The sequence below is a fragment of the Arthrobacter sp. StoSoilB5 genome (assembly GCF_019977235.1).
Lineage (GTDB): Bacteria > Actinomycetota > Actinomycetes > Actinomycetales > Micrococcaceae > Arthrobacter.
Genome location: NZ_AP024646.1, coordinates 2,925,019 through 2,948,426, shown reverse-complemented (window position 1 = coordinate 2,948,426; position 23,408 = coordinate 2,925,019). Strand labels below are relative to the sequence as shown.

Annotated in this window: 24 protein-coding genes; 16 read left to right on the top strand and 8 right to left on the bottom strand. The window is 60.1% G+C overall.

All coding sequences use genetic code 11. The annotated features are described in order from the left end of the window. Positions 1-197: 197 nt before the first annotated feature. From LDN75_RS13265 to LDN75_RS13240, 6 genes are all read left to right on the top strand, one after another. Positions 198-1,520, top strand: a complete 1,323-nt coding sequence (locus LDN75_RS13265) for an aspartate aminotransferase family protein (protein ID WP_223932765.1) — start codon at positions 198-200, stop codon at positions 1,518-1,520. 43 nt (positions 1,521-1,563) lie between these two features. Beyond that, positions 1,564-2,550, top strand: a complete 987-nt coding sequence (locus LDN75_RS13260; RefSeq protein WP_223932764.1) for an ABC transporter substrate-binding protein — start codon at positions 1,564-1,566, stop codon at positions 2,548-2,550. Positions 2,551-2,562: 12 nt separating this feature from the next. Further along, positions 2,563-3,510 (top strand): ABC transporter permease, encoded by a 948-nt coding sequence (locus tag LDN75_RS13255; RefSeq protein WP_179018264.1) that lies wholly within the window; start codon positions 2,563-2,565, stop codon positions 3,508-3,510. After that, entirely contained in the window at positions 3,494-4,321 is an 828-nt protein-coding gene (locus LDN75_RS13250) for an ATP-binding cassette domain-containing protein (protein ID WP_223932763.1), read from the top strand. Before LDN75_RS13255 ends, LDN75_RS13250 begins: the two co-directional genes overlap by 17 nt. 187 nt (positions 4,322-4,508) lie before the next feature. Further along, positions 4,509-4,757 (top strand): hypothetical protein, encoded by a 249-nt coding sequence (locus tag LDN75_RS13245; RefSeq protein ID WP_223932762.1) that lies wholly within the window; start codon positions 4,509-4,511, stop codon positions 4,755-4,757. Positions 4,758-5,212: 455 nt separating this feature from the next. Further along, a complete protein-coding gene (locus LDN75_RS13240; RefSeq protein WP_223937690.1) occupies positions 5,213-5,500 on the top strand; it encodes a hypothetical protein in 288 nt (95 codons plus the stop codon). A gap of 382 nt (positions 5,501-5,882) precedes the next feature. Here LDN75_RS13240 and LDN75_RS13230 read toward each other — a convergent pair whose 3' ends face one another. Both LDN75_RS13230 and LDN75_RS13225 read right to left on the bottom strand, forming a co-directional pair. Next, positions 5,883-6,056, bottom strand: a complete 174-nt coding sequence (locus LDN75_RS13230) for a hypothetical protein (protein ID WP_263422326.1) — start codon at positions 6,054-6,056, stop codon at positions 5,883-5,885. 638 nt (positions 6,057-6,694) lie between these two features. Further along, positions 6,695-6,889, bottom strand: coding sequence for a hypothetical protein (locus LDN75_RS13225; protein WP_223932761.1), 195 nt, complete (start codon positions 6,887-6,889; stop codon positions 6,695-6,697). A gap of 258 nt (positions 6,890-7,147) precedes the next feature. On the opposite strand from LDN75_RS13225, the gene LDN75_RS13220 reads away from it, so the two are divergent. Continuing rightward, positions 7,148-7,888 (top strand): SDR family oxidoreductase, encoded by a 741-nt coding sequence (locus tag LDN75_RS13220; protein ID WP_223932760.1) that lies wholly within the window; start codon positions 7,148-7,150, stop codon positions 7,886-7,888. Between the two features lie 4 nt (positions 7,889-7,892). On the opposite strand, the gene LDN75_RS13215 is transcribed toward LDN75_RS13220, so the two are convergent. Then, positions 7,893-8,777, bottom strand: a complete 885-nt coding sequence (locus LDN75_RS13215; protein ID WP_223932759.1) for a sigma-70 family RNA polymerase sigma factor — start codon at positions 8,775-8,777, stop codon at positions 7,893-7,895. Positions 8,778-8,877: 100 nt separating this feature from the next. Between LDN75_RS13215 and LDN75_RS13210 the strand changes: the two genes are divergently transcribed. Continuing rightward, positions 8,878-9,861, top strand: coding sequence for an Lrp/AsnC family transcriptional regulator (locus LDN75_RS13210; RefSeq protein ID WP_223932758.1), 984 nt, complete (start codon positions 8,878-8,880; stop codon positions 9,859-9,861). A 76-nt stretch (positions 9,862-9,937) separates the two neighbouring features. Here the strand turns inward: LDN75_RS13210 and LDN75_RS13205 are convergent, their stop codons facing one another. The 4 genes from LDN75_RS13205 to LDN75_RS13190 form a co-directional block, all read right to left on the bottom strand. Continuing rightward, a complete protein-coding gene (locus LDN75_RS13205; protein ID WP_223932757.1) occupies positions 9,938-10,369 on the bottom strand; it encodes a VOC family protein in 432 nt (143 codons plus the stop codon). An 88-nt stretch (positions 10,370-10,457) separates the two neighbouring features. Then, positions 10,458-10,913, bottom strand: a complete 456-nt coding sequence (locus LDN75_RS13200) for a VOC family protein (protein ID WP_223932756.1) — start codon at positions 10,911-10,913, stop codon at positions 10,458-10,460. Positions 10,914-11,051: 138 nt separating this feature from the next. Continuing rightward, entirely contained in the window at positions 11,052-12,767 is a 1,716-nt protein-coding gene (locus tag LDN75_RS13195; RefSeq protein ID WP_223932755.1) for a thiamine pyrophosphate-binding protein, read from the bottom strand. Next, positions 12,764-13,576: a cyclase family protein gene (locus LDN75_RS13190; protein ID WP_223932754.1), complete on the bottom strand. Its 813-nt coding sequence runs from the start codon at positions 13,574-13,576 to the stop codon at positions 12,764-12,766. The genes LDN75_RS13195 and LDN75_RS13190 overlap by 4 nt, the downstream gene beginning before the upstream one ends. Before the next feature lie 332 nt (positions 13,577-13,908). Between LDN75_RS13190 and LDN75_RS13185 the strand changes: the two genes are divergently transcribed. The 6 genes from LDN75_RS13185 to LDN75_RS13160 all read left to right on the top strand — a co-directional run bounded on the left by LDN75_RS13185 (position 13,909) and on the right by LDN75_RS13160 (position 19,698). Continuing rightward, a complete protein-coding gene (locus tag LDN75_RS13185; protein ID WP_223932753.1) occupies positions 13,909-15,237 on the top strand; it encodes an MFS transporter in 1,329 nt (442 codons plus the stop codon). A gap of 47 nt (positions 15,238-15,284) precedes the next feature. After that, complete coding sequence (locus LDN75_RS13180) at positions 15,285-16,424, top strand: thiolase family protein (protein WP_223932752.1); 1,140 nt, start codon at positions 15,285-15,287, stop codon at positions 16,422-16,424. After that, positions 16,421-16,738: a zinc ribbon domain-containing protein gene (locus LDN75_RS13175; RefSeq protein WP_223932751.1), complete on the top strand. Its 318-nt coding sequence runs from the start codon at positions 16,421-16,423 to the stop codon at positions 16,736-16,738. Before LDN75_RS13180 ends, LDN75_RS13175 begins: the two co-directional genes overlap by 4 nt. Positions 16,739-16,770: 32 nt before the next feature. Next, positions 16,771-18,333 carry an ATP-dependent acyl-CoA ligase gene (locus LDN75_RS13170; protein WP_263422325.1) on the top strand — a complete coding sequence of 521 codons (1,563 nt, stop codon included), beginning with the start codon at positions 16,771-16,773 and terminating at the stop codon, positions 18,331-18,333. 60 nt (positions 18,334-18,393) lie between these two features. Then, positions 18,394-19,359 carry a LysR substrate-binding domain-containing protein gene (locus LDN75_RS13165; protein ID WP_223932749.1) on the top strand — a complete coding sequence of 322 codons (966 nt, stop codon included), beginning with the start codon at positions 18,394-18,396 and terminating at the stop codon, positions 19,357-19,359. 147 nt (positions 19,360-19,506) lie between these two features. Further along, positions 19,507-19,698 (top strand): hypothetical protein, encoded by a 192-nt coding sequence (locus LDN75_RS13160; RefSeq protein WP_223932748.1) that lies wholly within the window; start codon positions 19,507-19,509, stop codon positions 19,696-19,698. A 181-nt stretch (positions 19,699-19,879) separates the two neighbouring features. Here LDN75_RS13160 and LDN75_RS13155 read toward each other — a convergent pair whose 3' ends face one another. After that, the gene (locus LDN75_RS13155) at positions 19,880-20,860 is read right to left on the bottom strand and encodes an AraC family transcriptional regulator (protein WP_223932747.1); all 981 of its coding nucleotides are present in this window, start codon (positions 20,858-20,860) and stop codon (positions 19,880-19,882) included. Positions 20,861-21,207: 347 nt separating this feature from the next. On the opposite strand from LDN75_RS13155, the gene LDN75_RS13150 reads away from it, so the two are divergent. Together LDN75_RS13150 and LDN75_RS13145 are read left to right on the top strand one after the other, a co-directional pair. Continuing rightward, positions 21,208-22,002 carry an SDR family oxidoreductase gene (locus LDN75_RS13150; protein ID WP_223932746.1) on the top strand — a complete coding sequence of 265 codons (795 nt, stop codon included), beginning with the start codon at positions 21,208-21,210 and terminating at the stop codon, positions 22,000-22,002. 143 nt (positions 22,003-22,145) lie between these two features. Further along, positions 22,146-23,390 (top strand): styrene monooxygenase/indole monooxygenase family protein, encoded by a 1,245-nt coding sequence (locus tag LDN75_RS13145; protein WP_223932745.1) that lies wholly within the window; start codon positions 22,146-22,148, stop codon positions 23,388-23,390. Positions 23,391-23,408: the final 18 nt, after the last annotated feature.

The following is a 23,408-nucleotide window of genomic DNA, read 5'->3' as shown; positions in this document are numbered from 1 at the left end:
ACCCTTCAGCTCTCCAGTCGGCCCGCACTCCGCGGGCAGCTCCAGTTGTTGGATGATCGGTCGAATCTACCCCAATCATAGCAACCACGGTCTACCAAATTAAAAAATTGGTGATACCGACCACAAATTGGTAACACCAGGGTTAGACTGAGTTTCATCGGCCCTAGTGGGCTAGGACACAATCAGGAGGTTTTCGAGTGGACCCCGCAACGATGACTCACGAGGACACCAGAGTCTTCCACCGTGATGTCACCAACGTACCCGTCCGGGTAGAGCGCGCTGAAGGCGTGCATATCTGGGACGAGGCTGGAAATCGCCTCCTAGACGCATCTTCGGGCCTCAACGTCGTTGTCAACATTGGCTACGGCGTACAGGAGGTCCTTGACGCCATGCAGAAGCAGGCCGCCCTGGTAACCTTCTGCGGCGGATTTACCAGCGCACCACAGGAGGAGTTGGCCAGAGTTCTTGCCAACATGGCCCCCGGGGACCTCAACCACGTTCGCTTCACATCGGGGGGAGCTGAGGCGACAGAGACAGCCATCAAGCTGGCCCGTCATTACTTTGTCGAAATCGGCCAGCCCTCCAAGTGGAAAATCATCAGCCGATGGAAGAGCTTTCACGGCAACACTTTGGGGGCCCTTGCTGCCTCCGGTTACACGGCGCGACGGCTGGAGTACACACCGTATCTCAGTAACTTCCCGCACATTTCGCCAGCTTATGACCTGGCAGCAGCCGAGGAACTCGAGGCTGCGATTCTCAACGAAGGACCCGATGAGATAGCAGCTTTCATAGCCGAGCCTGTGGTGGGCTCAGCCGACCTTGCCCGGATACCTCCCGAGGGCTACTTCAAGCGTGTCAGGGAGATCTGCGATAAGTACGACGTTCTCTTCATAGCCGACGAGGTTTTGTGCGGCATTGGCCGCACCGGCAAGAACTTCGCGATTGATCACTGGAATGTGACACCGGACATGATCATCTTCGGCAAGGGCGTCTCCAGCGGTTACACCCCGTTGGGCGGGGTCATCACAACTGACGGTATCTACGATGCAGTCTCAGAAGGATCGGGACTTTTCGACCATGGCTACACATACAGCGGCAACCCCCTTTCGTGCGCGGTTGGCCTAGCTGTGCTGAACTACCTCAACGAGCACCAGCTGGTCGAACGTTCCGCAGAGACAGGTCAATACCTCCTGAATTCGCTTCGGCGGGCCTTGGCAGAGAGCCCGATCGTCGGAGAAATCTCCGGACTGGGGATGCTCACAGGTATTGAGCTGGTTTCAGACAAATCAACACGCACTCCTTTTGCCGCAGCGAAGCGAATCGGAGCAAGGATCGGCAAAGCAACCCGTGACCGGGGTGTGCTCATCAACCCGGGTTTCGGGGCACCCAGTCTTCCCACGGACCCCGAACGGATTGGCGTCTGCCCGTCATTTATTTTCACCAGGGAACACGTCGACGAAGCCGTAGCCGCCCTCTCCGCTGCAATCATGCAGATCGCCCAAGAAGAAGGTCTCGCTTAGTTCCCTGCCTTCCTTTTCCCCAACACCCCAGTAAGGACTCACTATGCGCATTATCAAGCCTTCGGCTCTCGCCGGCCTTTTCGGCGTGTCCGTTTTAGCACTCTCTGGCTGCTCAAGTCCGTCACCGGCAGAGAGCTCAAATCCGTATTCGGGCAAAACCGTCTGCATCGACCAGTACGCGACGGCCACAGCGATCACGGACATCATGGCCGGGCTGGAGACCGGCTTGGCTGACGCCAAGGCTAATGGACTCAAAGTCGTCATCGAGAACCCCAACGCTGACCCGGCCACCGAGCAGAGCATTGCTCAGAAGTTCATCAGCAGCGGTTGCGATGTCATCGGGGGAGTAGGAACTGCAGCAGCGCAGCTACAGGCCAACGCTTCCAACGGAATCCCGGTCGTGTTCCTTGCTTCGTCCACCCCGGTAGAAGCCGGCCTCGTAGCATCAATGGATGCGCCGGGAAGGCACGTCACGGGCGTGGCCGACGTCCTTGACCCAGCTCCCGATATCGACGCAATGATCAAACTGGATCCGTCCATAAAGACCATCGGTCTTATCTGGAAGACGGGTGACCCTGCGGGAGACACACTTGCGAAAGCCGCGCAGAAACACATGGATTCATTGGGTCTCAAGAACATCACATCCACCATTACGACCGGAGCCGACGTTACCCAGGCGGCTCAAAGTCTCGTAGGCCGTGTTGATGCAGTCATGATCCCGGGCGATACAACCACCATCAGTGCCGCCGCGGGAATCACTGCAGTTACAGACGCTGCCAAGATCCCGGTCTTCGGCGGGACAACGTCGGCCGTCGACGCGGGTGCAGTGCTGGCCTCCGGTTACAACTACGTCGACGTAGGCACCGAGGGCGCCAAGCTGATGCTGGGCATCTTGGATGGGAAGGACCCGGCAACCACCCCGGTTGTCATCCCCCACGTCGGAGGCTTCGACATTGCCACCGACAAACTCTCGACCTTCGGTCTTACGCTGCCTGACTCGCTTAAAGACCAGCTCTTGAAGAAGAAGTAGAACGGAAATTCTGTGCTTGAATCAATCACTATCGCAGTCCAGGTGGGGCTGTTGTACATCCCGCTCGTCCTAGGTATCTACATCACCATGGGCGTCCTAAGCCTGCCCGACTTCACGATGCAAGGATCGTTTGGCATCGGCGGAGCGACGGGAGCCGTTCTGGCGATTAATGGAGCGAACCCACTCGTCGCAATCCTGGTCGCAATGATTGCCGGGGCTCTCACCGGCCTCGTGACCGCGGCGATGCACTTGTGGCTTCGACTCAACGTCCTGCTGGCAAGCATCCTGGTCTCGGCGGCCGCATATTCGGTGGCGCTCGTCATCATGGGCAGCGGAAATCTCTCTCTGATGGGCAAAAAGAGCGTCTTCTCCTGGTTCCAGAGTCTGGGGCTGACCCCCCAGATGTCGACGATACTCGCCGGCTCTGCCATCACGATCCTTCTGAGCGCCGCAATTCTGGTCTTCCTCCGCACACAGTATGGTGTCTCCTTGATCGCCTCAGGCCAGAGTATTCAGACGGCCCGAGGTCTGGGTATCCGAACTGAATCCAGGCAGGTCGTCGGTTTGGCGATCGGCAACGGGCTCGCCGGCGTATCGGGTGCCTTGATCGTCCAAAATCAAGGCTTCATGGACGTCACCATACAAAACGGAATCATCGTCATCGGACTCGCAGGAATGATGGTTGGGCTCAGCCTTGTTCGCACCAACAAGACGACCCTTGTCCTCATCGGACTCATCCTGGGGGTCTTCATCTACCGGCTCGTTGTGGTCTACGCGATCCAACTGGGCATCAATCCTAACCTTGTTCAGCTGATCACAGCAGCACTTGTTGTGCTCGTCGTGTGGTTGCGTAACAACGGCAACATGCTCACCGGACTTACATCCAAACGCGGACGAAACAATCTCCAAATGTCACGCGTCAAATTCTACGAGGAGGACCGTGTTGCTAGTTTCTTCTAACTCAGCCCCCGACCTGGAGATCGTCCATCTTGCCAAGCAATTCAAAGGGCTTGGCAAAGAAGTCAACAAGGTCATCACAAATTTCTCTCTGACCATCGAGAAGGGAACCACCGTCGCCGTCGTAGGATCCAACGGCGCAGGTAAATCCACGCTTCTGAACATGGTCTCGGGAACAGTTCTGCCAGACTCAGGACGGATCTCAGTCCGGGGAAAAGACATAACTTTCCTCCCTTCCTGGAAGCGGGTTCCCCTAGTTCGCCGTGTGCGTCAGAATCCGCAAGACAACATGATTTCATCGCTAACAGTTGAGGAAAACTTCGCCATGGCCCTCTCTGGTACCCGTCAGAGATACAGGCTGACTCCTGCCAGAAACAAGGCAGTTCGAGAGCTGGCCGTGAGGCAGATCGAGATGCTGGGAATGGGCCTTGAAAACCGGCTTCATGCGACCTCAGAGAGCCTCTCCGGAGGCCAAAGGCAAGCGATCGCCCTTGCCATCGCCGCTCTCGGCTCACCGGCTGTCATGCTCCTCGATGAACATACGGCGGCTCTCGACCCAAACAGTGCCCAACGAATCAAGGAAGTCACTGAGCGCATCGTGAAAGAGTCTGGAACAACAGCTCTCATGGTTACTCACGACATGGCGCATGCGCTCAAACACGCCGACCGGCTGCTCATGCTTCACGCGGGAACCATAGTCATGGATCTGAACAAGGACGAAATGCAGCGCCAGAGCGTCCAGCAGATCTCCGCGCAGTTCGCCGCCCACGCGGGGGAGTCCCTACCTGACGAAACAATGCTGACCGCATCGTGAACGGGTACCGTCTCCGGTTCGGTGCACGACTAGAGCCCTAACCAGTGAATGCAGGTGGTGGGCGTAGGACTCATGTAGAGGCTGCGCCCACCACGCCATAGGCCCTCGAGTCGTGCGCTGTGCCCACCCGGAGAGCGCGCCGCCACAAGCCACGTGATTTTCAGCCCTTTGACAGCAGGTAGTACTCATGATCGAGATGTACAGATATGACGGCTGGTCCCTCCTACGAGGTCACTTCGTGGAGGTAAGACGTCGGGACAACGTTGTGCGGAGAGGTTTCATCGAAGAGGCCACTTCAGATTCGGAAGTTATGTGGCTGACCGCAGACGGCACTTGCACTCGACAGATGTTTGAGAAGGCCGAGGACTACGAAGTTTGGGTTTGCGTGAACGCCGCCCAGCCTCAAGTCCCGGACGAGAAAGGAGCCTTGAAATGAAGAAGCGCAGTAATCATTGGGCCCGGACCGGTGAACATTGCCCTATGACAGGGTGGTGGAGCCCCAACGCAGAAGGCCAGCGCACGATGTTTCTGAGCGAGGGCACCTTGATGCCTCCAGCAAAAAGCGAACCGACCACCTGGCGGATGCTACAGCAGCCATCCCTCGGGACACTGCCGGCGTACCACCCCCTCTATGACCTACCCGCGACTGGGCGCAATCAGACCGGACCAGCTTAGGCTCCATTGTGTGGTCGTGCGCAAAATCTCGCACAATACGCCCTTTAAGCGGCGCCAATTTGAGTCTCATAGAGAGTCCCCGGCCGGTGGGCTCCGGGAGCTGCTTCCGCTCTCGTTCAACTGGCATGCACGGTTATTCATGAGGCGGGAGTAGACCGTTTTGTCGCACGTGACGTTCAACTAAGTCATTTGGGGTCAGGGCCCTATGGTGTTGCTATGGAATGGTACCAACGAGTGGAATGGCACCACGGCTTCGACGAAGAGCCGATCGTGATCTATAGCGAGATAGATGCCAAAGGGTTCGAGACGCGCAAAGTCGAACAGTTCCGGGACGGCTCCACCACCTTCGCGGACGAATTAACGGCCACTGGGAGCAGTTGGCTCTCGGAAGTTGCCCTTCCTTCCTTGGAGGAGATCAACGAGCAGTCTGAGTTCAAAGCAGAGCCGATCGCAGCATCGACTTTCGAAGGCGTCTGGCGATCCGCTCACGAGGAGCGTGGGTAAACCTTCAAGGTCGTTATTTGCGTGCGGCAATGTATTGGGCATAAGCGGCGGCCGAGTCTGTGGCGTGGCGTTCGATGGTTTTGGGGGAGTAGCCGAGGGTTTCGGCGATGATGGCCACGGGTGCGAGTTTGGTGAGTTCGTGGCGAGTTCCAAGTCGTGCGGCCCGCGTGCTGAACAGCTTGCTGATGCGTGTTGTGAGGTGCCCGGGGTGGATATGTCGGCCGGGATGCGTTCGGGGGTGGCGGTGACCAGCCGGTAGACCTGGCTCTCAGAGAGGTTGATGCCGCGGGATCTCAGAAGGGGCATCAACTCGGTGGTCTTCCAGAGGTTGCGCTTCGCCATGAGGGCGCGCAAGTTCCAGCGGTAGCCGATCCGGCGCTGTTCAGGCATCGGGGTCCTCCAGGTTCGTGATGCGGCGGGCGATCATCTGCTGCACGGTTTTCTGCTTGAAGTCCGACGATACCGATGTGTAGAGGCCGGTGGTCGAGGCGTACGAGTGGCCGACCTGCGTCTGCACGAATGCCGGGTCGTAGCCGGCTTCGATCAAATATGTCACATACGAATGCCTGAGGCAGTGCAGCCCCCAGCTCGTTTGGCAATCCAACGGCATCCCGTGCAGCTGCAAAGGCATCCCCGAAAGAACCAAGCGACATCCGGGCGCCCCGCTCGCTTGGCCACATCGCCGATGACCGGTCCGCTGTTGCGAAATTCGCCCGCATCCCTCCGGATGTCCACGTCCTCAGCTGATCGACGACCCAGTCGAACTCCGGCACGGTCAGAACAGTGCGCCGCCTGGGCCCTGAACCTGCATTGCCTTTGGCAAACCGCACCTGGATGGCACCGAACCGGCCATACTCACTCACGTGGGGATTCGGCCCGAAGTCCTCAAGATCCAGCATCGTCATCTCACGCCGGCGAAGCCCATAGGCATAACAGACTTTAAACGCCACAGAATCACGGAACAGGGGCAGCCAGCGCTTTGTGCCGGCCGCGTACTCACGGTCGACGAGATCGTCGATGTGATCGAAAATCCGTTGGAGTTCCGGCTTGGTGAACGCCCGCCGCGCTGCCGGGACGGCGTCATCGGTCGTGTGCCTGGGCGTGTTCCATTCAAAGCAGATCTGGCTTGGAATATCGCCGAAAGTGCGTTCGCAGAACTCACCCCCATCCGTAGCCAGGGTGCGTCAGGTAGGCTCAGAACATCGCCACGGCATTGTTGTACGAGCGCAGCGTCGTCAAGCTGATCGGCTTCTCACCGGAACGCAGCCCGGCCAGAAATTCCTCAATGTCCATTGGACGCCATTGCCACGGAAATTCACCCGTGAACTCCTGGAACCGTTCCAGCAACTGGCAGCTGATGGTCTGCGTCGTGAGCCCACGGGCCAGCATCTGTGCCCGCCAGCCATAACGCCAAATTCGTCAAGGAACGGGAGTTCTCGCATCCACTTCTACTCCCGTGCGTGGAACGCCGATAATCTACATTATGTAAAGTAGTGGTTTTCGTATGTCATCATATGGATCAATCAGTCCCTCTCCTGCTCACCTCGCCGTCGACGCCATAGCTTCAGACGTGCTCTGGCGTTCGGCACAGCTAGGCGTCACTGTATGACTATGCAATCCCCCAACTAGAGAATTGGAGGCGGCACGATGGCAAGTGAACGTAATGTCTTGGTTACGGGTGGCGCGCGAGGAATCGGCCGATCCATTTCCGAACATCTCTCAGGACTTGGCTGGAAAGTTGTTGCAACATACAACACCGGCCTCGACGAAGCCAGGGAACTCAACCGCACGCACGGGGTAGACATGCGCCAGCTTGATCTGACAGATCGATCCCGGACGCGGGACTTCGTTCGCCGGATTTGTGATGAATTTCAGTTTCATGCGCTGGTCAACAATGCCGGGATCCTTGAAAAGGAGTCCTTTGAGGAATTCACGTTTGACGTGTGGGACAAAACCTTCGAGGTAAATGTCACCGCACCCCTCATCCTTGCCCAGGAAATCGGCCTCCGTATGCCTCACGGTGGGAGCATCGTTAACATAGCCAGTACAGACGCGCACATCGGGTCCTTCCGCAGCATCGCTTACTCAGCCAGCAAGGCAGCTCTTCTGTCTGTCACCCGCAGTCTCGCCAACGTGCTTGGCCCCCGTGGAGTTCGAGTTAATGCTGTGACTCCCGGCTGGGTTGACTCCGGCATCCTGTCCGAACGTTACGAAGCGGCACGTCTCACTCCGTTGGGTCGCAATGGCAGCCCGGAAGACATAGCCAGGATCGTCGCATTTCTTCTCAGCTCAGATGCATCCTTCATCACGGGCGCTTCCATCGTCGCTGATGGCGGTTACACCGGTGTGGATTACTTCATGAAGAAGGAGAATGATTCCCTCGGCTGAGCGCTCAGCCGAGGAAGGCAAACTCCGAGGCACCCGTATTTCCAGCGTGGGCGCCGGCATGTTTCATTCGTGACTGAACGTCCACCAACTCAGCCACCACACCTGTGCATTGAAGGCAATTGTCCAAGTGGTGGCGAACCTTGTCGTGGGCCGTCCGGCGCACTGCATTTCGGACGTATTTGCCTAAGTAGCGGGAAAAGTCCGCGCAAGGGTCCGTCGCTGATTCCTGCACATGTTTTTGCAGGTACGCCTGGCGGAGACCTTCCCGTGCCCGGATGAGCAATGACGACACAGCGTTTGGAGTCAGTTCCATAGCCCGGGCCGCTGTAGCCGGCTTCATTCCCTCAACGTCCACGTGCCAAAGTACGGCCTGCCAGCGGGATGGCAGGGAACGGAACGCCAGCATAAGGATCGTATTCTCGAAGTCTTTGAGAACAGGATCATCGTTAACATCCATGACCTGACTCTCAACGCCATTCACCGTCGCCGCTGCTCGTCTGCTTTGAAGATTGCGGCGGTGCGACATTCGCCGGACGGTGGTCAACAGATAAGCCCTGAATGAGTCCACCGGTCCCCTGCCCCCCAGCAGGGATTCCAGGATCGATGCAAATGCCTCGGAGACCACGTCGTCAGCATCCGTTGGATTATCCGATTCAGTCCGGGCGACATAGGTGGCGATGCTTTGGTGCCGGCGAAAAAGCTCCTCGTAGGATCCAGAGTCACCCCCGCGCACGGAAGCAAGCAGAAATGTTTCACTCTCGCCCGCCACTATTGGGTGTGTGCCCAGTCCCCTCCCCTGCTGGCTAAGTGCAGGCTTCGGAAGCACTTGTACTTGCTGAGCCGTCGTGGAAGATTGGACGCGGCCGAACGGCAGGATGGGAGCAAGCATGGCTGCCTTCCGAAGTGTTTGAGTGGTGACGCCTAGAATCTAGGCAGCAAGTGATTGGTCACACTCAAAACGCAGGCAATTTGTTGGAAGTAGACGTTCCATGCAGGATTTCGACTTTGATGAACGGGACCTCAAACTCCTGCATGCCCTTCAGATCCGCCCCCGGGCACCATGGACGGCATTGGCACCTGGTGTGCGTGCCGATGCAGTCACCTTGGCCCGACGCTGGAATTTTCTTTCCGGTGAAGGGCTGGCATGGGTAGCAACCTATCGTGGGCGAGGTTCCAATGTCGCCTTTGCCTTGGTGGAAGTTGAGTGCTCGCCTGCCAGCATGGCAGCAGTGACCGAAGAACTCGCGGCGGAGCCGGATGTGCTCTCAATAGATCACACCGCAGGTGGCAGGGATATGGTCATCACCGTCGTGTGCCGCGATGAGGCAAGCCTTGGACGGTTCATTTTGGACCGCCTGCCAACCGTGAACGGTGTCCGCAGCACAAGAACCCATCTCGGCATCAATCTGGTGGCCGACGCCCGGAGCTGGCGCTTGCGCTCCTTGCAGGACCACGAGGTAAAACTCATAGAACGCGCAGCACCTCAACCAAGTCCGGCCGTGAAGGGCGCATCGGCGGACCTGGAAGAACAACTTTTTTGGATCCTACGCGCTGATGGTCGGGCCTCGATTACTGAAATATCCCAAAAGCTGGGAATCAGCCCACCGCGCGCGAAGAGCGCCCTCGGGGCAGCCCTTGCCCAGGATCGGATCGTTGTCCGGCTGGAAATCGCCCGTACATTGTCTCCTTGGCCGGTCAACGTTTGGTACTTCCTTCGTGTCCCGGCCACGCAGGTGGAGGCAGTGGCGGCCAGGTTGGTCGGCCTAGGAGAAGTGCGTCTGGTGGTCACCACTGGTGGGCTGTATTCGATTGTCATGTCGGTGTGGCTTCGCCGGCTTGAGGACATGACAATCTTGGAGCGGCAACTGGGCGAACGATTGCCCATGGTGGAGATCATGGACCGTTCCGTCGTATTGCGCACCCCCAAGCACGTCGGGGTCAGGCTGGACCCTTCGGGACGACGGATCATGTAGGTGCCCGGACACGCGAATACCTCGTCCAGCGCGCACTGGATGAGGCATTCGTTGTTTCGTCGTTCCGCGCGGCCTGCTACTGCTCCTGTTGTTGCGCTCCTGCAATGTTGACCAGCCACGCGATGCCAAACTTGTCCACGCACATCCCGAAAGTGTCGCCCCAAGGTGCGCTTTCCAGGGGCATGGTGACGGTACCGCCGTCGGCCAGTTTGTCCCAGTAACCACGAAGCTCGGCCTCGTCCTCGGACTGGCCGCTTAGCGAGACCGACATGTTGTTGCCGGGGTTGTAGTCCATGCCGTTGGGCGTGTCAGCGGCCATTAACGTCAATCCGTTGGGGGTCACCAGCATGGAGTGCATGACCTTCTCAGCTTCGGCGGGGTCTTCGCTCGCCTGGTATTCGCCGAAAGTGCTGAGTGTCAGTTCGCCACCAAAGACGGACTCGTAGAAGTTGATTGCGTCCCTGGCATTGTCGCGGAACGAGATATACGGGTTGAGGCGGGTTGTCATTAGTCAGTTCTCCTCATGGTTGTAATCGGTGCGCACGTCACCGTGCGGTAATGCTAGCAGCGCCCAAGGCGCCTGTCCCCCCAAACTTTCAGTCGCCGTCGTACGCCCTTTGCAGAACGTTGATATCCAGCTTGCGCATCTTCAACATGGCCTCCATTGCCCGCTTGGAACCAGCTGCATCCGGACCGTTCAAAAGCCTGGGCATCTCAGTCGGGACGATCTGCCACGACAAGCCAAACTTGTCCTTCAACCATCCGCACTGGCTTTCTTCTCCCCCTTCCAGAAGTGCATTCCAGTAACGATCCACCTCCTCCTGCGATTCGCAGTTCACCACAAGGGATACTGCCTCGTTGAAGGTGAAGGCCGGTCCCCCGTTCAAGGCCATGAAATGGCGGCCTTCAATTTCAAAGTCCACGGTAAGGACCTGTCCATCTGGTCCGGGCATCGATGTAAGGATGGACGAATTGTCAAATGTCGATGTGTAGAACTCCGCAGCCTCTGCCGCTTTGCCGTCAAACCACAAACAGGTGGAAATCTTCTGCATTCTGCAAGTCCTCCAGGATCGTGAGGAACCTCTTGTCCCCCGACCGAGGCTAGTCGCGAGCGTTCGCATGCACAACGCCTAAAAAATCTCCGCGGAGGGGTTCGTTGCCGCCTCTCCTCAACGCCCGGACGTTCCGCCTCAATGACCTTTGAAGGCCTCGGCCAGCCACCACGCGCCACCATCAGAGGCGATCCGGGCGTCAATGACCAGGGGCGCATTCTGTGGACCCGCAACCCATTCCTCAACCGGGGCCAGATCAGCGAGGCACCGGACCGTTACGGCCGTGGCACCGTAGCCTGCTGCGATGGATGCGATATCTGTCGTAGGAAAGCGAACCACTTCCAAGTCTTCGTCATCCGCATCGAAGTGATGGACCTCGGCGCCGTACGCGGAATCGTTGTAGACAATCACCACCATCGGGATCCGCTCACGGACCAGCGTCTCCAGTTCGGAAATGGCCATGAGGAAGCCGCCATCGCCGGTGCCAAGGACCGGCAGGCGTTCGGGGTGGGCAATTGCAGCGCCGATCGCAGAGGAAAGCCCCAGACCGATCGACTGAAAGGCCTGCGTGAAGCAGAATCCAAACTCATCGGGAACTGAGAGGTAGGTGCTCGGGTACCCCATGAAATTGCCGGAATCAACGGAAACAATCCGGTTGGCCGGCAATATTAGGTCCAACTCGCGGCTGAGCACCCGGGGATCAATCGCCTCGGCAGTGGATAGGTCCGCAGTTTCGACCGAGTTCCAGCGGGCATGCCGAGCGATCCGGTCAGCCATCTCTGGGGTACGCAGGCCAACCGCTTGGTGTCCGGCAGAACGCAGTTCATTAAGCACAGCTAAAGCTGTCTCGCGGCAATCACCCAGTACGCCCAGGTCGATGGGTCGGTTTGCCCCCAGTGCTGAGTCATCAAGGTCCACCTGCACCACTTTTGTTCCAGGCCCAATTAGCGAACCATGGCGCATCGTCCACATGTTCAGCGCGCAGCCCCAGCCGACGATCAAGTCCGCTTCCCGCACGGCATCCGCAGTGAAAGGCGAGGAGAATCCGCCGGAAATACCCAGGCTGTACGGGTCGCCGTTGAAGAGTCCGTGAGCGACTGCAGAGGTCGCCACGAGTGCTCCCGCAGTTTCGGCGAGCGCCGCGATTTCCGGGCCTGCTTCGCGGCCTCCACGGCCGGCCACGAATACCGGCTTCTTCGCTCCTTGGATGAGCGCCGCCAGCTTCGTGACTGCCGCCTCTGAGGGCCTAACACGTTGGCGGGGTTCCAAAGGCTCCGTGAGGCCGTTTCCTATCGGCGCTTCCATAGTTTGGATGTCTGTGGGCAGGGAAAGGACCACTGTGCGGCGTTCATTAACTGCTGTCCTGTAGGCCCGGACGGTATCTGCTACCGCGCTTTGCGGCGAGTGGATCCGCTCCGCCACTGCGCCGACGCTCCGGGCAAGTGCATCCTGATCGATCGTGAAGTTGGACCTGACGGCGGATGCAGCAGTGTCCGCGGTAACGACGATCATTGGGGTGCGGCTCTTGGCTGCCTCGCCGATGCCGGTCACAGCATTGGTCAGCCCGCAACCCTGATGCGTAGTGACAACTCCGACCTTGCCAGACATCCTGCCGTAGGCGTCGGCCATGGTGGCGGCGCCGCCTTCGTGCCTTGCTGCGGTATAGGGCACCCCTTCCCGGCGGAGCGCGTTTGTTACGACGAAATTTCCGCTGCCTACAACTCCGAAGACGTGACCGATGCCAAGCCGGGCGAGGGTGATTCCAACGAGTTCGGCCACGCTGTCGCAGCGGGATGTGGCGCTCGGCGGGGTGACGTCCTCGTTGAGTACCGGGCTGCCGGTGGTGATAGTCATCGTGTTTGTCCTTCTTTGAGCGCGAACACGCGGGCTGGGCTTCCGGTTCCGCCGACGATTGGCAGGGGCGCAACGATGAGGATTGCTCCGGTTGGGGGCAGTTGGTCCAGGTTTTGCAATGAGGTGACTCCGTACTTGTCGTTCCCCAGCAGGAAGTGGTGGGCGGGAAAAGGGGGGTGCTGTCCTCCTGCAGCCCCTGCATCGATACCAACTGTTTCCACTCCAATGCCGGACAAAGAGGACTCCTCGGCAATCCATCGAGCGCATTCAACTGTGAGCCCAGGAGAGTGTGGGCCGTGCTTGTCCTTGTTCAGGAAGCGTTGGCGGTCTTGGGAGCGCTTGTCCCACCCAGTTCGAATGAGCAGCCAGCCGCCTTCGGGCAGGGGCCCGTACGTTTCCTCCCAAGTGCGGATGTGGTGGATATCGAGGAGAAAGTCGGAGTCGGCAGCGGCTTCGGCGCTCACGTCGAGGACGAGAGCCGGGCCAATGAGCCGGGTGGGTTCGATCTGGGCGACGTCTTTGCCGCCACGCCCGGTGATCCAGTGCACGGGTGCGTCCACGTGGGTGCCGATGTGTTCGCCGGTGTGGATGTTGTGATGCTTCCAGAAAGGGCCTGGGCTGTTGTATGCGGAAACCTCCTCAAGGCTGAAGTCAATAAGGTTTGCGAAGGGCTCCGGCAGGTCCAGAGTGGGAGTGTTCCTTGAGAGCCGGGTAGTCAGATCAATGACATCAATCCTGCCTGCGACGAGGCCGGCAAGTACCTGGGCAAGGCTGCCTTGGCGCACGCCAATATTGGTGCTGGTTTCCATGAGGGTTTCCTTGGGTGTGGGTTCGCCGTCGATGAGGGCGTTGGTGGCCCGTGGCGGTTCACAACGGGACTTGTGGCTGCGACATTAGCAGCACATTCACATCCGCCGGAACAGTGTTTTGGTCCCAATCGCAAGGGTTACCCGGAAAGGCATATCCCCTGGCTAAACAGGCATTCGACGTTCCCCGGCCCCCGGAGGAAACTGAAATCAGCAGCTGTAACGCCCATCACAATCGACTGTTTCGATCATTAAACGGACAACCCTGGTCCGCAGAGTTACGGCCAGGACGCTGGTCCGTGATCGCCAGAGTTTTTCGCACTAAAGGAGCAACAATGTCCCATCACCACCACACCCTGCCGGGGCAACGTCCCGGCGTCCGTCGGTACGTTGTTGCCTCGCTCGTCGGCAATGCCCTGGAGTGGTATGACTTCTTCCTCTACGCCACTGCTTCGGCAGTCGTCTTTGGCCGGTTGTTTTTCCCTTCCGACGTCGACCCGCTCGTTGGTACCATGGCCGCCTTCGCCGGTTTCGCCGTCGGGTTCGCTGCCCGTCCTCTGGGCGGCATCATTTTCGGGCACATCGGGGACAAACTGGGGCGCAAGCGTGCTTTGGTCATGACTCTATCCATCATGGGGATCAGCACTGCCCTCATGGGCCTGCTGCCTACCTATGGCCAAGTAGGGCTGTGGGCCCCTGCCTTGTTGATCCTGTTGAGGGTTGTCCAGGGCATTGCCGCAGGTGGCGAGTGGGGTGGAGGCGTCCTGCTGATCAGCGAGAACTCCTCCAATTCCCGGCGGGGTATGCTCTCCGCCTTTAGCCAAGGTGGAATTTCACTTGGTTTCGTGTTGTCTTCGCTTGTCTTCTTCCTCGTCCAGTTGATGCCGGATGCCCAGTTCATGGCGTGGGGCTGGCGCGTCCCGTTCCTCCTGAGCGTGGTGCTGCTCGCGGTGGGTGCCTACATCCGCTTCCGGCTGCCGGAAAGCAAGGAGTTCACCGCCACCAGCCACAACAAGCAGCACCGACTCCCTGTGCTTGCGGCCATCAAAACCCACCCCCGGGAAATCCTCGTTGCCATGGGACTTCGCGTGGCAGAGAACGGTGGCTCGTATATCTTCCTCTCCTTCTCCATCGCCTACGGAGTTCACGTGGGCGTGGACAAAGGCCTGCTGCTCATGGCCGTGGCAGTATCGATGCTTGTCTCATTTGGAACCTACATCTTCTTCGGCCACCTCTCGGACCGGATTGGACGGCGTCCGGTCTACGCCCTAGGTGCAGTTGGCATGGGCGCCATGGCATTCCCGTTCTTTTCGATGATTGATTCCAATACCCCTGCCGTGGTCATCCTGGCTTTCCTCTTGGGCAACGGCCTCTGCCACGGGGCAATGATCGGAACGCAGCCAGCGTTCTTCCACGAACTGTTCTCCGCCGAGGTCCGCTATTCCGCAATGGCGATCGCCCACGAGCTCGCTGCGGTCTTCGCCGGCGGATTCGCTCCGTTGATCGCTACAGCTTTGCTCCTGCAATACGGTTCCTCCGTCCCTGTATCCCTTTACGTGATTGGCCTGGTCCTGGTCACGCTCGTAGCGCTTGCCTTCTCCCGCCATGGCATCAAAGTCGACCAGAAGGAAGAGGCTGGCCGCGAGGCAGAAGTCCTCTCGTAGGCAGCCAAGATCCTTCTGCTCTGCTTTCATTCTTAGAAAGGATGGCCATGACGGTCTCCATCATCGGGACTGGGCAGTCCCCGTACACCCGGCACCCTTCAGCAGGCACAACCACCTCCCAGGTTATTGCCCGGGCTGTGAGCAAGGCACTGCATGATGCCGGCCTCCAAACCAGTGATGTGGACGGGTTTGCGGTATCCAGCTTCACGCTCGCACCCGATCACGCCATTGACCTTGCCTGGCGCATGGGCCTTCGCCTCTCCTGGCTGATGCAGGACACCAACGGTGGGGCCAGTGCAGGCGGAATGCTCCAGCATGCCGTCCGTGCCATTGAAGCAGGCGACGCCAACGTCATCGTCCTGGCCGCCGGCGACCTCATGGACCAGTCCGCGTTCCGGCGCCTTGTAGCCAGCTACAACAAGGCCACTGAGGAACACCTGGCCCCCTTGCCACTGAACGGACCGAATGCACTCTTTGCGATGCTCACTTCCCGCCAGATGGAGCAGCTCGGACTCTGCCGTGAGGATTACGGACGCATCGCAGTCGCGCAGCGCCAATGGGCCATGGATAACCCGGCCGCCGTCTACCGCAAACCACTGGGCATGGACGAATACCTTAACGCCCCGATGGTTGCCACACCGCTGGGCCGCTACGACTGCGTACCTCCTGTTACCGGGGCGGACGCCGTAGTTCTGGTGGCAGATCGGAGCAAGGGAACTCCGCACGCCAAAGTCCTTTCCGTGGGGGCCTCCTACAACTCCGACCAACAATCCGACGACGGCCTGGCAACGGGGCTGCAAGCGTGCGCAGCCAACGGCTGGGAGCAGGCCGGAATAGGCCCCGGCGACGTAGGCCTCGCGTGCGTCTATGACGACTATCCGGCAATGGTGGTGGCGCAGTTGGCGGACTTGGGCATTCTTTCGGACCGGGACAACCCTGCCGACTTCATCGAGCGCCGTATTGCGACGCGGTTGTTGCCCGTGAACACTTCCGGAGGCCAACTTTCGGCGGGGCAGGCTGGGGCAGCGGGCGGCATGCATGGACTTGTTGAAGCCGCCGCCCAGCTAATGGGGCGTGCAGGGGCCCGCCAAGTCACGGCACGCCACGCAGTGGTCAGTGGGTACGGAATGGTCCTCTACCGTTACGGGGCCTGTGCCACGATGTCGGTGCTGGAGGCAGCCCAATGAGCGCCGCCATCCAAGCCTGCCTCGCCTGCGGGAGCCTCTTCTTTCCCGAACGCCTCATCTGTCCAAGCTGCGGAAAGGACGAGTTTTGTAAAGTCCTGGCCGACCACGCAGACGTTACGCAGACAACGCAACTGGCCGACGGCACGCTCCTTGCCACGGTAACCGTCCCGAATGGGCCTCAACTTATTGCCCGGGTGATGGGCGGCACGACAGTGCCGGGCGAAAGCCTGCCGCTCACCAACAACCCAAACGCCGGCCCCGGCGTCCACGCTTATATACCTGTCCGCTTAGACATAAATGAGGATCAGCCATGAACCCTCGGGTAATCGACCCAAGCCCCCGTCCAATGACTATCCCGGAAATGCTCCTGGAACGAGCCCGGAAAGCTCCGAACGCGCCGCTGTATCGCTGCGGTGAAATCCGCCGGGACGGCCAGATGATGGCTGATGCCGCCGCCCGCACCGGTGGGCTGCTGCGCAGTGCCGGGATCGAGGCTGGTCAAACCGTTGTCCTGATGTCCTCCAACCGCACAGAGCTGCTCGATTTCATCTTGGGCTGCGCCTGGATCGGCGCCATCGCTGTCCCCGTAAATACGGCAAGTAGAGGCGAACAGTTGCGGCACGTCCTGGCCAATTCCCGGCCCGCGCTGGTGGTCGCCGAAACTGAACTGCTGCCACATATCGCCGCACTCGGTCCCATGCCGGACCTTCAGAAGGTATGGGCACTTGACGGCCCGACGGCGGACCTCACCACGGTTTTCGAGGTCACCCCCGTCCCTGAACCGGTTCCCGCAGTGGAACCTGTGGCTGCGGCGCCGGCAGACACCGCTGCCATCCTCTACACTTCGGGCACAACGGGGGTATCCAAGGGTGTCCTGTGCCCCCAAGGCCAGTTCTATTGGTGGGCCGAGAATATGTCAGACCAGCTGGGACTCAGGCCTGACGACGTGCTCTATACCTGTTTGCCGCTGTTTCACACGAACGCCCTCAATGCCTTCATGCAGGCCGTCGCCTGCGGAGGCGAGTATGTACTCGGTCCCCGGTTCTCAGCTTCACGATTCTGGGCAGATGCATCATCGGCGGGAGCCACCGTGACATATCTTCTCGGCGCGATGGTGGGAATACTCGCCAGCAAGGAGCCTGGACCCGGCGACCGGAGCCACCACATTCGTCTGGCCCTGTCCCCCGCTACGCCTGCCCGGCTGGTGGAACCCTTTCAGGAGCGGTTCGGAGTGCTCCTCCTGGATGGCTACGGGTCCACTGAGACGAACTCGGTGATCGGGTCCACGCCCAAGCAGTGGCGTCCAGGCTACATGGGCCAAGTGCGGCCAGGATTCTCCATCCGCGTCGTAGACGGCCACGGAGTGCCCGTTCCCAACGGGCAACCGGGTGAGCTACTCATCCGCAGTGACCAGCCCCATGCCATGGCCACCGGCTACCATGCCATGCCCGAAGCGACAACGAAGGCGTGGCAGGATCTTTGGTTCCATTCCGGAGACAGGGTTGTCCTGGAACAAGACGGGTGGGTCCGGTTTGTTGACCGCATCAAGGATGTCATCCGCCGCCGTGGGGAGAACATCTCCTCCGTCGAGGTGGAGCAGGTCCTGCGGCAGCATCCCGCCGTCCAGGAGGCCGCCGTGTACGCAGTCGATTCCGAACTCGGTGAAGATGAGGTCATGGCCGCACTGGTCCTCCGTGAGCCCGTGGATTTTGCCGAGTTATGCCAATTCTGTGTTCCGCGGCTGGCTTCCTTCGCAATCCCCCGTTTCCTGCGAGTCGTAGATACGCTGCCCCAGACGGAAAACGGCAAGGTCCGCAAACAGGTTCTTAAAGCCGCTGGCCGGGAAGCGGCCCAGTGGGACCGGGACGTCGCTTCTCCGCGCCGGGCCGCGGCTGCGGGCACCCGCTGATTGCCCCTCCTGTTGCCGGGTGGCAGCAGCCCGCAGGATATCGACCCGTAGGATGAAGACATGGACCTGCGGGCGCTGCTGACCACCCACGTAAAGCTCCGCCACCTTGTCATTGTGCTCACCGTCGCGGAGCGCGGCAGCTTGGTCCGGGCGGCCGAAGAACTCTATCTAACGCAACCGGCGTTGAGCCGCGCTTTACGGGAAGCCGAACACGCGATCGGAGCGCCACTTTTCGAACGAACGGCGCGCGGGATGGTCCCTACGCTGGCCGGGGACGCATGCCTGGAGCATGCAAAGGCCATCGTGGGTCATCTCAGCACCCTGCGGCGCCGGGTAGAGGAACTGGCCGACCCGGCGTCGGGCCTTGTTAAGGTGGGCGCCCATGTCACCGGCGCCAATCTCCTGTTGCCGCGGGCTGTCGCGCGCCTCACCACCGAAAAGCCACGCGTGGAAGTCCGTCTCCGCGAAGCGCCTCCTGAGACGCTGATCCAGGAACTGGGCAATGGTGACCTGGACCTGCTGGTAGGCCGTGTGACTGACCATCCCAGTACAGCCCGGTTGCGGCTCGTCCCCCTGTACCGGGAGGACTTTCGCATCGTCGCCGCCCCATGGCACCCTGCCCACGCTATGCCGGAGGTCTCCTTGCAGGACCTGGCAAAACACCGATGGGTGGTGCCCCTGGCCAACACACCCCTTCGGGATGAGCTCGAACAGAACTTCCGGAATGCTGGACTCGCCCCTCCTGCACAACAGGTCGAATCCGGTGCTCCGGCCACCGTGCGTACGCTGGTGGTTGAGGCAGGATTCCTCGCCCTCATGCCGGAGTCCATGGCGTTGGCGGAACCGGATGTGAAGATACTCAGCCTTCATCTGACCGGGCTCGCCCAACAAGTAGGCCTGTTGCTCCATCCGGACAGGCCCTTGGCCCCCAGCGCGGCACTCCTGGCGGAAAAACTCCGGGAAGTAGGGGACGAGATGGCGCGGGAACTTGCAGAGCGGGCGACCGATCCCCCAGCAGAAGGCTGAACGAGGTCAAGGCGAATAGCTCCCTAGCTATTGTCAACAATTGACGATAAAATAAGGCTGCAACCCGTCCTTGAAAGGCAGCCCCATGCGACAAAGTCGTCGCGCATCGCCCTGGAAATTATCTGAGCCTGGGAAGGTTCCACCGCCGTGCTCAGCGTGAGCGTCATTATCGCCGCGGCGCTCGTGACCAGCTTCAGCGCAGTCTCCTTTATGCCGCGGGGCGCGTCTGGCCGCTTGCGGCGTTTCAAGGAAGGGTCCCTATGGCAGGCCGGCATCGGAATCCTCGCACTGGCGTCTGTACTCCTTGCCCTCAACATTCAACTGGGGGCGTTCCGGTGACGGAATCGCCGTCAAGTACTTCCCCCGCCGGATGGAAACAAACGGTAAGTAACGCGCCTCGGGCTTGGGACGCCGTGGCACTTGGCACAAAACGGCCATAAGTCAGCGAAGAACGCACTTCAACGGAGCCTGCGGTGGCCGGGTGGCAAGCAGACAACGCAGCGGGTCCTGGTGGGCCAGGTTAGCGGCGAAGGCTCTCTGAAGGAAGCTCGCCGAACGTGTCAAGGTAGAGGGCCGAGAAGCGCCCCTGATGGGAGAAACCGCAGCGCTCCGCGATGGAGACAATTGTCTCCTGTCCGGGGGCGGCTGCAAGAAGCAGTTCCCGGGCCCGGTCCAGGCGCACCCTTCTCAACAATTCCGACGGCGTTGCCCCCACCTCGGAGCGAAGAGCCAGTTGCAGGGTGCGCACCGACACGCCCAGGTTTTCGGCGATGTCCGGAACCGCGAGCTCCTCAGAGGCGTGCCGTTCCAGCAGTTCCCGGAATTGTCGTATCAAGCGGCTTTCCGAGGCGGGGCTGGAGTGGTCAACATCCGTCGCCGGATCCATTGCCAGGAGCAGCCGAGAAACCATCGTGTCCGCAAGGAGCTTCTGAACAAAGCCCGGAGCTGTTCTTGGCTCCTGGCTGATCATGTCGTCGTGGAGTTCGACGACGGACCTCAGGAAGGCCCGCCCCGCGGGACCCGTGAGGTCCATGGCATAGCCGAGCTTCACGCTATTCTCCGGATCGCGGCCATAGAGTTGAGCCGCTACGGAAGCAAGCGCGAGGCGGCTCACGTAGACAATCAAGTGAGGGGTTCCACGATCCCACGTCATGGTGAACGGGCGGTCGATCGGCGGAACTGTCGCGGTTTTGGGGCTGGAATCTACGGACGACGAGCCCACTTCCATGTGTGCATGGCCCGCAAGGGGAATCTGGATCAGATGGAAGTTCTCCAGGCCTTCCGGACTGATTCGAACGTCCGCGCCATAGTCCAGGAATTCGATGCCAATATCACCCCGGTGCAGGGAGCGCAGTTTCATATCCACTGACGTCCCACGGGTCTGCGGAACGAGATCGTGGCCGCAGAACAAATCGGCGATCTTCTGATGGGCATCATCCACGTCCGTCGTGGTCACTGTTGGGCGACCCCTGAGGACATCACGGGGAAGGATCCTCACCATCGCGCGTTCCTTCCCAGGTTTTCGTTTTTCGGATGAGCCCTGCGCCAAGCGGATAGACCCGTTTTTCGCCTCTGAATAGAGTCGCTCTTAGAACAAGTATGACGCACGTCATAGAAACGCAGCAATGAAACCCGATGGAAGGGGTGAGCAGAGATGAAGAACGTCAAGCTGGTGCAGGAACGCCGAATCGAGTGGGAGCGGACTCATCCGAAGCCCGCGCCAAGGCCCACTGTCAAGTAGGCAGAATCACCGTCGAATAGGCAGTAAGCAGCCACTCCCTCGGCAATGACGAGCGTCATGCATGGAGACAACTTCCACCCCATGGATTCACTACGAAAGGTTTGGCCATGTCAGCACTCTCGGGCAGGACCGCAGTCGTCACAGGCGGCGTCACCAAGATCGGCCAAGGCGTCGCCAGGGCGTTGCGCGATGCCGGTGCCACCGTTGTGGTCGCCGACATCGACGCCGACGGCGGCGCCCAGCTCCACACGTTGGGAAGCGACATCAGCTTTTCACTCACTGACATCACAGATGACGCAGCCGTAGCGCGACTCATGGACGATACGGCAGCCGCGCACGGAGGCATCGACATCCTCGTTAACCTGGCCTGCACCTACAGGGATGACGGTGCGGCATCGGACCGGAACGATTGGCTTCAGGCGCTGAACGTCAACGTCGTGAGTGCCGTCATGGCAAGCAACGCGGCGCGCCCCTACCTCAAGGCATCCCGGCACGGAGCCATCATCAACTTCACCTCGATTTCGAGTTCCGTTGCCCAGACAGGCCGCTGGCTCTACCCTGCGGGCAAGGCCGCCCTCGTCCAGCTGACCCGGAGCATGGCAGTCGATCTCGCCGACGACGGCATCCGTGTCAATTCGGTCAGCCCTGGATGGGTGTGGAGCAACATCATGGACACCCTGTCCGGCGGCGACATTGATAAGACGGATTCGGTGGCAGCCCCGTTCCACGCCCTGAAGCGGGTGGGACGGCCAGAGGAGATCGGAGCCGTGGTCGCTTTCCTCGCCAGCGACGCTGCCAGCTTCGTGACAGGCGCCGATTGGGCCGTCGACGGCGGCTACTCCGCTTTGGGACCCGAGCGCGCCGAAGAAGCCATCCCACTCCTCGCCGCCGAAAAGAGGTGACGACACATGAATGACATCAGACTCGTACACATCAGTCTCCCCGGCTGGGAACAAACCCATCCCGAACGCACGCCGAGGCCCGGCCAAATATCCTCCCCCATCATTTACGGATGCAGAGACAGCAGAAAGACAAGGTCAACACTATGACACAGCGCCACATCACCATCGTCGGAGCAGGGCAATCGGGCCTGCAACTTGGCATCGGTTTGCTCAAAGCCGGATTTGGGGTCACCACGATCTCCAACCGCACCGCCGAAGAAATCCATGAGGGAAAAGTCTCCTCCAGCCAGTGCATCTTCCACGATGCCTTGGAACACGAGAGGGCGCTCGGCCTGGACTTCTGGCCTGAAGCTCCCACCGTGGACGGAATATCGTTCACGATCCCCCACCCTGAAGTTCCTGGTGAGAAGGCCATCAGCTGGGCATCCCGACTGGATAACCCGGCCAAGTCCATTGACCAGCGGGTCAAGTTCCCGAGGTTCATGGAAGAGTTCGTGGCGCAGGGAGGCGAGCTCGTGTTCGAGGACGCCGGCGTTGAAGAACTCGAGCGGTACTCCCTTAGCTCCGATCTGGTGATTGTGGCTGCCGGCAAGGGAGAAATTGCGCAGCTCTTCACCCGTGATGCCCAGCGCAGCGCCTATGACTCACCGCAACGCGCTTTGGCGTTGACGTACGTCACGGGAATGGAGCCCAGGGCAGAACACTCGGCCGTTTCCTTCAACCTGATTCCGGGGGTGGGCGAGTATTTTGCCTTCCCGGCGCTCACCACCACCGGTCCGTGCGAAATCATGGTTTTCGAGGGCATCCCGGGCGGACCCATGGATTGCTGGAAGGGCCTGACTCCCGGGGAACACCTGGAGAGGTCCAAAAACATCCTGAAGCAGTACTTGCCGTGGGAAGCCAGTCGGGCGTCCGACGTCGAGCTGACCGATCCCAACGGGTTCCTGCAGGGCCGGTTCGCACCCACTGTCCGCCATCCCATCGCCACGCTTCCCAGCGGCAAGAAGGTCCTGGGACTTGCCGACGTCGTGGTCCTGAACGACCCCATCACCGGCCAGGGCTCCAACAACGCCAGCAAATGCGCGGCTTCCTACTTGCAGAGCATCGCGGCGCACGGCGAAGGTGCCTTCGACGCGGCGTTCATGCAGGCCACTTTCGAAACGTACTGGAACTATGCCCAGCACGTAGCACACTGGACGAACGCGCTGTTGGCTCCGCCGCCCCCGCACGTCCTTTCGCTTCTGGGAGCGGCCGGTCAGTCGGCCGAAATCGCCCACCGCTTCGCTAATGGATTCAACAACCCACCGGACTTCCAGGAATGGTTCATGGATCCGGATAAGGCAGCTGCATACCTTGCAAGCGTGAACGCCGCCGTACCCGCGACCTGAGCGTCGCTCCAATCCCCC

Bases quoted from the DNA above. Each gene is read 5' to 3' on its own strand.
- LDN75_RS13165 (WP_223932749.1), top strand. From the start codon at position 18,394: ATGGACCTGCGGGCGCTGCTGACCACCCACGTAAAGCTCCGCCACCTT.
- LDN75_RS13180 (WP_223932752.1), top strand. From the start codon at position 15,285: ATGACGGTCTCCATCATCGGGACTGGGCAGTCCCCGTACACCCGGCAC.
- LDN75_RS13145 (WP_223932745.1), top strand. From the start codon at position 22,146: ATGACACAGCGCCACATCACCATCGTCGGAGCAGGGCAATCGGGCCTG.
- LDN75_RS13215 (WP_223932759.1), bottom strand. From the start codon at position 8,777: ATGCTTGCTCCCATCCTGCCGTTCGGCCGCGTCCAATCTTCCACGACG.
- LDN75_RS13185 (WP_223932753.1), top strand. From the start codon at position 13,909: ATGTCCCATCACCACCACACCCTGCCGGGGCAACGTCCCGGCGTCCGT.
- LDN75_RS13205 (WP_223932757.1), bottom strand. From the start codon at position 10,369: ATGACAACCCGCCTCAACCCGTATATCTCGTTCCGCGACAATGCCAGG.
- LDN75_RS13245 (WP_223932762.1), top strand. From the start codon at position 4,509: ATGATCGAGATGTACAGATATGACGGCTGGTCCCTCCTACGAGGTCAC.
- LDN75_RS13170 (WP_263422325.1), top strand. From the start codon at position 16,771: ATGACTATCCCGGAAATGCTCCTGGAACGAGCCCGGAAAGCTCCGAAC.
- LDN75_RS13220 (WP_223932760.1), top strand. From the start codon at position 7,148: ATGGCAAGTGAACGTAATGTCTTGGTTACGGGTGGCGCGCGAGGAATC.
- LDN75_RS13175 (WP_223932751.1), top strand. From the start codon at position 16,421: ATGAGCGCCGCCATCCAAGCCTGCCTCGCCTGCGGGAGCCTCTTCTTT.
- LDN75_RS13260 (WP_223932764.1), top strand. From the start codon at position 1,564: ATGCGCATTATCAAGCCTTCGGCTCTCGCCGGCCTTTTCGGCGTGTCC.
- LDN75_RS13210 (WP_223932758.1), top strand. From the start codon at position 8,878: ATGCAGGATTTCGACTTTGATGAACGGGACCTCAAACTCCTGCATGCC.
- LDN75_RS13190 (WP_223932754.1), bottom strand. From the start codon at position 13,576: ATGGAAACCAGCACCAATATTGGCGTGCGCCAAGGCAGCCTTGCCCAG.
- LDN75_RS13195 (WP_223932755.1), bottom strand. From the start codon at position 12,767: ATGACTATCACCACCGGCAGCCCGGTACTCAACGAGGACGTCACCCCG.
- LDN75_RS13155 (WP_223932747.1), bottom strand. From the start codon at position 20,860: ATGGTGAGGATCCTTCCCCGTGATGTCCTCAGGGGTCGCCCAACAGTG.
- LDN75_RS13240 (WP_223937690.1), top strand. From the start codon at position 5,213: ATGGAATGGTACCAACGAGTGGAATGGCACCACGGCTTCGACGAAGAG.
- LDN75_RS13150 (WP_223932746.1), top strand. From the start codon at position 21,208: ATGTCAGCACTCTCGGGCAGGACCGCAGTCGTCACAGGCGGCGTCACC.
- LDN75_RS13225 (WP_223932761.1), bottom strand. From the start codon at position 6,889: ATGCTGGCCCGTGGGCTCACGACGCAGACCATCAGCTGCCAGTTGCTG.
- LDN75_RS13200 (WP_223932756.1), bottom strand. From the start codon at position 10,913: ATGCAGAAGATTTCCACCTGTTTGTGGTTTGACGGCAAAGCGGCAGAG.